Raw genomic sequence first — 6,999 nt, 5'->3', positions numbered from 1 at the left:
TGGCGAAGAGGCCACACCCGTTCCCATACCGAACACGGAAGTTAAGCTCTTCAGCGCCGATGGTAGTTGGGGGTTTCCCCCTGTAAGAGTAGGACGTGGCCGGGCTGTACTACATATTCCACAGTAGCTCAGTGGTAGAGCTATCGGCTGTTAACCGATCGGTCGCAGGTTCGAGTCCTGCCTGTGGAGCCATTGGAGAGCTGTCCGAGAGGTCGAAGGAGCACGATTGGAAATCGTGTATACGGTCAACCCCGTATCAAGGGTTCGAATCCCTTGCTCTCCGCCATGAATACATATAAAATATCGGCCCATTGGTCAAGCGGTTAAGACACCGCCCTTTCACGGCGGTAACACGGGTTCGAATCCCGTATGGGTCACCAATTCACAACTTTAAAATCCGGAGGATTAGCTCAGCTGGGAGAGCACCTGCCTTACAAGCAGGGGGTCGGCGGTTCGATCCCGTCATCCTCCACCATTTATTCTTTCAAAAACACCATTGCATGCATCAATGCAGGGGTGGAGCATGGAGCGTAATCATCAGTGATTACACGGCGACATGTTTCGACGCATCTACTACTTTGGTTATGCGTGTAGAGGAAGAAACAACAAACGCGGACTCATCATCCGTAAGCATACTCATTGTCGCGGGGTGGAGCAGTCTGGTAGCTCGTCGGGCTCATAACCCGAAGGTCGCAGGTTCAAATCCTGTCCCCGCAACCAATTTTATTTTATGAACTGCGTCGATTAACACCTAGCTCATAAAATATCAGAAGTACCGTTTAGGTACAACCAAATGGATCCGTGGTGTAGTGGTTAACATGCCTGCCTGTCACGCAGGAGATCGCCGGTTCGACCCCGGTCGGGTCCGCCATTTGGCTCGGTAGCTCAGTCGGTAGAGCAGAGGACTGAAAATCCTCGTGTCGGCGGTTCGATTCCGTCCCGAGCCACCATATTTTTAACTCTTGAGCCGGTTTAGCTCAATTGGTAGAGCAACTGACTTGTAATCAGTAGGTTGGGGGTTCAAGTCCTCTAGCCGGCACCATCACTTTTTTATTAGTGAAGATGCTGCAAAGAGTGATCAGTCAACAAAAAAATTCACTCTTGAAAAATCAGCAAACATGAATTAAAATAGTATTTGTCTCTCATGTGGAGGGGTAGCGAAGTGGCTAAACGCGGCGGACTGTAAATCCGCTCCCTCAGGGTTCGGCGGTTCGAATCCGTCCCCCTCCACCATTCTTTTTTGACAGACAAACACAATACCTTTTATAGGGGCATAGTTTAAAGGTAGAACGAAGGTCTCCAAAACCTTTGGTGTGGGTTCGATTCCTACTGCCCCTGCCATTTACATCTTAGATATTCTGGCGGTCGTGGCGAAGTGGTTAACGCATCGGATTGTGGTTCCGACATTCGGGGGTTCGATTCCCCTCGATCGCCCCATTATTGGGCTATAGCCAAGCGGTAAGGCAACGGACTTTGACTCCGTCACGCGTAGGTTCGAATCCTGCTAGCCCAGCCATTTTTATATGCGGAAGTAGTTCAGTGGTAGAATACCACCTTGCCAAGGTGGGGGTCGCGGGTTCGAATCCCGTCTTCCGCTCCATTTTTTTATTTTATAACGGCGGCATAGCCAAGTGGTAAGGCACGGGTCTGCAAAACCTTTACCCCCGGTTCGAGTCCGGGTGCCGCCTCCATTTTAATTTTAGCAGCAAGCAGCACTTATTTTCGATTCCATGCCGGTGTGGCGGAATTGGCAGACGCGCACGACTCAAAATCGTGTTCCTTCTGGAGTGCCGGTTCGACCCCGGCCACCGGTACCATTTTACTTCCTTATACAAACAATCAATGACGGTTTCTACACTTAGTAGAGGCCGTTTTTTAATTACAGTTTGTGCCATAAGCAACATGCTAGAAAAATGGATGAAGGTATGTAAATGCTGCCGATTATCAGTCGGCAGCTTGTCCGCACGTCTATTACGGTATAGGAGTAATCGCGGTTAGTTCAGTTAACTCAGGACGGACGAGGTATCCAATGGATTCGTCAAGATCATTGGCGAATCGAAACGTTGCGGAAAAATCGTTGGAAGGAAACACATCAATCTGAAACTCAACAGCGTCTGTAAAGCCGATGGAATATGTCCGCGTAGCAAACTCTCCCGGATCAATCGTGAACGTTTCGGATACGAAAGGGGTTCTTGTGCCATCTGTTTCTAAAATGAATGCTTGCATGATAACCGTCTGCTGTGCAGCTGCATCTTCGTTAATAATATCTACTGTTACTGTACTTCCTGCCTCTCTTAAAGGCCCAGTCGTTAAAGCTGCCATTGTACATCACTCCTTTCAAGTACAAGGTACGATATTCTATGACAGCTCCATCATCATGGCTTGTACAATTGCCAAATAAATAGAAAAATTTACTGAGTGAAGTACTTTTTTCAGACTGGCATGACTATATATATAACAAGCTAGTTGTAGGTTTTAATAAAGCACTTCCCTCGGGAAGTGCTTTATTACGTAAGAAGCGCGATATGAGCCTCTCCGCCGTGAACTTGTGTAAACATTTGAGCGATGGATGTTAGAAGCTGTTCCGCATTTTCTGGCTCTAATGACGGAGGAAGATAGATAATATGCAAGGCCTCTTTTGCCTGCTCTGTCATCATAGTCCGTTTAGAATCAACGATAGGGCTTCCGAATGCTCCTTTCGCATCACAGCTGACAAGCTTTCCTTCCATGTTCATTAAACGACCGTTTAACCCTTCATATTCGTCTTGCGCGTTACCGAGCCGGATCTCGACATCCCCATCGATCATTTTGGCATCGTATATGCCGAGTGGCAGTGCATGGCGCAGAGAAAAGAAGTTATTAACATCCACAGCACTGTTTACAGGGCTGAGGTCTTTACCTGTCAGTACTCGGCGGAGCAGTGCTTCTGACGCAGGTCTGTACCGGGAAGGATCTGTTCCGAGAGACTTGAAAACATCGCGGTATTCTTTAATATACGGCCAGTCTGATGGCTGTTTATCCTCAAGACGGATGGATTCAGTGAATAGCTGGAAACGGCCTTTAATCATTTGCGGAGAATCCCCAACCGCGATATGATGGTAGGTAATGAATCCGATTTTAAAGCCGGGGACAAGCTGTTTGACAGCAGGGCTGATCGTCCCTTTTTTCATAATGTGCACCACCCTTTTTATTCACAAGTGTACCATATATTGAATAAATCTTGCAGAAAGGAGGACGCAGCATGACAGGCGCCCAGTTAAAGGAAGAGATAATCGCATATAGTAAAACAATCGGCATTGATAAGATCGGCTTTGCAGCGGCAGACGTGTTTTTGCAGCTGAAAGCAAGGCTGATTACTCAGCAGGAGCTTGGATACCAGTCAGGTTTTGAAGAGCCGGATATTGAAAAGCGGACGAACCCAAAACGGCTTCTATCAGGTGCGTCCTCCATCATTTCGATCGCTCTGGCGTATCCATCTAAAATGAAAGACGCTCCGAAAAGTGTGAAAGGAGCAAGGCGGGGCATTTTTTGCCGAGCCTCATGGGGAAGGGATTATCACCATGTGCTGCGGGAAAAGCTGCAGCTGCTGGAAGCATTCATTTTGGAGAAACATCCGGATGCCGCCGTGAAGTCGATGGTCGATACAGGAGAGCTGTCCGACCGGGCAGTCGCCGAGAGAGCGGGAATTGGCTGGACCGGAAAGAACTGTGCGATCATTACACCTGAATTCGGTTCTTATGTGTATTTAGGAGAATTAATCACGAACATCGCGATTCCGCCTGACACGCCGATGGAAGATCAGTGTGGATCTTGCAATATATGCGTCGAGGCATGCCCGACAGGAGCGCTCGTACAGGGGGGGCAGCTTGATTCAAACAAATGTGTGGCCTACCTGACACAGACAAAAGATTTTATGCCAGATGAGTACCGTTCTAAGATAGGAAACCGGCTCTACGGCTGCGATACGTGCCAGACGGTGTGTCCAGAAAATAAGAAAAAGGATTTCCATCTTCATCCGGAGATGGAGCCGGATCCAGAACTGGCAAAGCCACTGCTTCGTCCCTTGCTTACAATCAGCAACCGGGAATTTAAGGAGAAGTTTGGCCATGTATCAGGGTCTTGGCGCGGGAAAAAACCGATACAGCGGAACGCCATTTTGGCTCTTGCTCATTTTAAAGACAATTCTGCGGTTTCTGATCTTGTGCATGTTATGACAAAAGACCCGCGGCCTGTCATGCGCGGAACGGCAGCATGGGCGCTTGGTAAAATAGGCGGAGAAAATACAGAGAATCATCTTATAGTGGCAAAAGAAAACGAAAAAGATGAGAAAGTGCTTACAGAGATAGAAAAAGGGCTAAAAATGATGAAAAATGAACAAATTTCATAATCGCAAAAGTTACTCATGTCGGATAGTATAAAGGACAAGTAACGAAGAAGAAGGGATATGTATGTGTCAGATAAAAACCGTACTCTACTACGAGGAATGTGAAAGCATAATTGGTCCGCTTACGATTATTTCTACCGATAAGGGGATCTGCCGGCTGGACTTTGGCACATTAAACGAAAATACTCCATCGCTTCAGGCATGGATGGCTAAGTATTTTATTAAAGGAGAGCTCGTTCATGCTCCTTTAAAATTAGCAGCCGCAACAGAACAGTTAAGAAATTATTTTAACGGAACACTTAGAGAATTTGCTCTAGAGTATGATTTATACGGAACACCTTTCCAGAAAAAAGTTTGGGAGCAGCTAACGTCTATACCATATGGATCAACGTGCTCCTATAAGGAAGTGGCATCCGGAATCGGTGCACCAAAAGCGGTTAGAGCCGTCGGGTCGGCCAATAACCAGAACCCTGTGCCGGTATTCATTCCATGCCACCGTGTCATTGGCTCCAATGGTGCGCTTGTTGGCTATGGCGGAGGTTTGGATAAGAAAGAAATACTGCTCTCCATCGAGCATACTAGCTGCCAGAAATCCTCGTAGAACCCATTTTGCGGGTTCTTTTTTTTTGCCGTTTTCTCATATGTTAATAAAGCAGAGAGGAGTGGCCGTTCATGTGGACGAATATACTGAAAAATTATATACAAACACAGTCTCAATGGATGATTGGCAGCGAGCGTACATCGAGAGTCTTTTATATGGTGAAGGAACAGGAAAGTTTTTTGCGAAAAAAAGAGATGCTCAAAGAACGAAAGGCGAGCATCGTCAATAATCAGACGAGCGGTTCGATCATTCGGACACAGGAAGCAGACGGGAAGACACAGGTCGACTATCTGGTGCACCATAGCCTGCTGATCAAGCAAGGCTATGACTTTTATGTAGAAGAGCTTGTTCAGGAAAGGCGCAGTGTGTTTGAAGATGATGTCATGCTGAGCGATGGCCCAATCATTGAAGAAGGAAGTTCAACCGACGCCAGTAAAATCGACCGCGATATGTCTCCGCCCGATTTCCGCAAAGGCATCTATCAGCGGATGGAAGCCGTAAAGTATGCCGAGCGGTGGTGGAATTCGCATAACCCTTCATTCAAAAATTTCGATGTGAACTGTACGAACTATGTCTCGCAATGCATTAACGCAGGCGGTATACAGATGACAAACCATGGCGTCCGTTCAAAAGGGTGGTGGATGAGAAACAATAACTGGAGCTATTCGTGGAGTGTGGCGAACGCATTTCGCTGGTATTTGAGCGGATCGCGCACTGGGCTTGTCGCAGAAGAAAAATATTCTGCCAGCCAGCTGCTTCCCGGTGACATCGTATGCTATGATTTTGACGGTGATGGCAGGTGGGAGCACAGCACGATTGTAGTGGCGAAGGATCCGATGGGAGAACCGCTCGTTAACGCCAACACCACTAACAGCCGCATGCGCTACTGGGGATACGAGGATTCCACAGCATACACGAAGCGGATTCAATATAAGTTCTTTCATATCGTATAAAGTGCAGAAAGCATGGGGTCCGGTACCATCATCGGAAAATTGGCGTTATCGCTAAATTTTCATGAAATGGTACCGGACCCTTTCGCTGTTGCGTGCTATAATAGTCGAAGCAATCATTAATAAGAGGTGAGCTTTTTGGCTATTCATGTTGTACTCTATCAGCCGGAAATACCGGCGAACACTGGCAATATCGCAAGAACATGTGCAGGAACAGACACGCACCTGCATCTGATCCGCCCGCTCGGGTTCTCAACCGATGATAAATACTTAAAGCGTGCAGGGCTGGATTACTGGGAGCACGTCAACTTGACGTATTATAATGACATACAAGAACTCTTCGACCGATACCCTGATGGCAAGTTTCACTTTGTCACGAAATTCGGAGAGAGAAACCATACAGACTTTGACTATACCAATCGAGAAGAAGATTACTTCTTCATCTTCGGAAAAGAAACAACAGGACTGCCGCGGGAACTGATCGACAGCAACATGGACACATGCATGCGGCTGCCGATGAACGAAAACATCCGCTCCCTAAACCTATCCAACACAGCAGCCATCCTCATATACGAAGCCCTAAGACAACAAGACTACCCAAACCTGAGGAAATAAACATAGTGCGGATGGCTGGATAACATGCATGGTGGAAAGAGGTTTTGACATTGAAAGCTAGATGTAATACTTCCGTGAACTTTGTGTGGATATTACCTTTATCTTAGTACTTGTCGTTTCTTCTATGAATGCTTCATGACTAGGTTGATTGGAGTGAAAGGCGCAGACTCCAGCGGGATGAGTGAGACAGGTGAGACAGGTGAGACCTTCCGAAGGTGCTGGCGGCGGAAGGGCTAGCCCCTTGAGGTCAAATGAGAAAGTGCCCGATAAGTCAAAGAGCGATTTTCTCGGTCCCTTCCTCATTTGCTTGCCCTAGGCTGAACGAGCCATCCCTGCTTTTCGCCACGCCCCTCTGGATAAGCGTGCGCCTGTAACGGAAATCAACCATATCACAGATTTCATCAAAACTAACAAGAATACTAAATACCTAAATAAAAAAACGCCCCAAA

6 protein-coding genes, 15 tRNA genes and 1 rRNA gene are annotated in these 6,999 nt (G+C 47.2%); 20 read left to right on the top strand and 2 right to left on the bottom strand.

All coding sequences use genetic code 11. From position 1 onward, the window contains the following. The 16 genes from rrf to ACFQPF_RS15030 form a co-directional block, all read left to right on the top strand. Nucleotides 1-105, top strand: a 5S ribosomal RNA gene (rrf, locus tag ACFQPF_RS15105); the annotation flags it as partial. Between the two features lie 12 nt (nt 106-117). Next, nucleotides 118-192: transfer RNA gene (locus ACFQPF_RS15100), tRNA-Asn, on the top strand. A gap of 2 nt (nt 193-194) precedes the next feature. After that, nucleotides 195-286 (top strand) — tRNA-Ser (locus ACFQPF_RS15095). A 19-nt stretch (nt 287-305) separates the two neighbouring features. After that, nucleotides 306-380 (top strand) — tRNA-Glu (locus ACFQPF_RS15090). A 19-nt stretch (nt 381-399) separates the two neighbouring features. Further along, nucleotides 400-475: transfer RNA gene (locus tag ACFQPF_RS15085), tRNA-Val, on the top strand. Nucleotides 476-643: 168 nt separating this feature from the next. Beyond that, nucleotides 644-720 (top strand) — tRNA-Met (locus tag ACFQPF_RS15080). A gap of 75 nt (nt 721-795) precedes the next feature. Next, a tRNA-Asp gene (locus ACFQPF_RS15075) sits at nt 796-871 on the top strand. Nucleotides 872-874: 3 nt separating this feature from the next. Next, nucleotides 875-950: transfer RNA gene (locus ACFQPF_RS15070), tRNA-Phe, on the top strand. A gap of 16 nt (nt 951-966) precedes the next feature. Next, nucleotides 967-1,042, top strand: a tRNA-Thr gene (locus tag ACFQPF_RS15065). 106 nt (nt 1,043-1,148) lie between these two features. Next, nucleotides 1,149-1,233 (top strand) — tRNA-Tyr (locus tag ACFQPF_RS15060). 34 nt (nt 1,234-1,267) lie between these two features. After that, nucleotides 1,268-1,341: transfer RNA gene (locus tag ACFQPF_RS15055), tRNA-Trp, on the top strand. 20 nt (nt 1,342-1,361) lie between these two features. Continuing rightward, nucleotides 1,362-1,437, top strand: a tRNA-His gene (locus ACFQPF_RS15050). A 4-nt stretch (nt 1,438-1,441) separates the two neighbouring features. Further along, nucleotides 1,442-1,516, top strand: a tRNA-Gln gene (locus tag ACFQPF_RS15045). 9 nt (nt 1,517-1,525) lie between these two features. Continuing rightward, nucleotides 1,526-1,600: transfer RNA gene (locus tag ACFQPF_RS15040), tRNA-Gly, on the top strand. A gap of 17 nt (nt 1,601-1,617) precedes the next feature. Further along, nucleotides 1,618-1,691 (top strand) — tRNA-Cys (locus ACFQPF_RS15035). A gap of 41 nt (nt 1,692-1,732) precedes the next feature. Next, nucleotides 1,733-1,817: transfer RNA gene (locus tag ACFQPF_RS15030), tRNA-Leu, on the top strand. Nucleotides 1,818-1,971: 154 nt separating this feature from the next. Here ACFQPF_RS15030 and ACFQPF_RS15025 read toward each other — a convergent pair. Continuing rightward, nucleotides 1,972-2,322: a hypothetical protein gene (locus ACFQPF_RS15025; protein WP_379750531.1), complete on the bottom strand. Its 351-nt coding sequence runs from the start codon at nt 2,320-2,322 to the stop codon at nt 1,972-1,974. 185 nt (nt 2,323-2,507) lie between these two features. Then, the gene (locus ACFQPF_RS15020; protein ID WP_379750530.1) at nt 2,508-3,170 is read right to left on the bottom strand and encodes a B3/B4 domain-containing protein; all 663 of its coding nucleotides are present in this window, start codon (nt 3,168-3,170) and stop codon (nt 2,508-2,510) included. 71 nt (nt 3,171-3,241) lie between these two features. Here ACFQPF_RS15020 and queG point away from each other — a divergent pair, with 71 nt between their 5' ends. The 4 genes from queG to trmL all read left to right on the top strand — a co-directional run bounded on the left by queG (nt 3,242) and on the right by trmL (nt 6,550). Continuing rightward, nucleotides 3,242-4,387, top strand: a complete 1,146-nt coding sequence (queG, locus tag ACFQPF_RS15015) for a tRNA epoxyqueuosine(34) reductase QueG (RefSeq protein WP_379750529.1) — start codon at nt 3,242-3,244, stop codon at nt 4,385-4,387. 61 nt (nt 4,388-4,448) lie between these two features. Then, nucleotides 4,449-4,985 carry a methylated-DNA--[protein]-cysteine S-methyltransferase gene (locus ACFQPF_RS15010; protein WP_379750528.1) on the top strand — a complete coding sequence of 179 codons (537 nt, stop codon included), beginning with the start codon at nt 4,449-4,451 and terminating at the stop codon, nt 4,983-4,985. Nucleotides 4,986-5,056: 71 nt separating this feature from the next. Further along, entirely contained in the window at nt 5,057-5,938 is an 882-nt protein-coding gene (locus ACFQPF_RS15005; RefSeq protein WP_379750527.1) for an amidase domain-containing protein, read from the top strand. 135 nt (nt 5,939-6,073) lie between these two features. Continuing rightward, complete coding sequence (gene trmL / locus ACFQPF_RS15000; protein WP_379750526.1) at nt 6,074-6,550, top strand: tRNA (uridine(34)/cytosine(34)/5-carboxymethylaminomethyluridine(34)-2'-O)-methyltransferase TrmL; 477 nt, start codon at nt 6,074-6,076, stop codon at nt 6,548-6,550. The last annotated feature ends 449 nt before the right edge of the window (nt 6,551-6,999 follow it).

This window comes from Fictibacillus iocasae (assembly GCF_042665465.1).
Taxonomy (GTDB): domain Bacteria; phylum Bacillota; class Bacilli; order Bacillales; family Fictibacillaceae; genus Fictibacillus; species Fictibacillus iocasae.
This window is presented reverse-complemented; position numbering and strand designations above follow the sequence as displayed.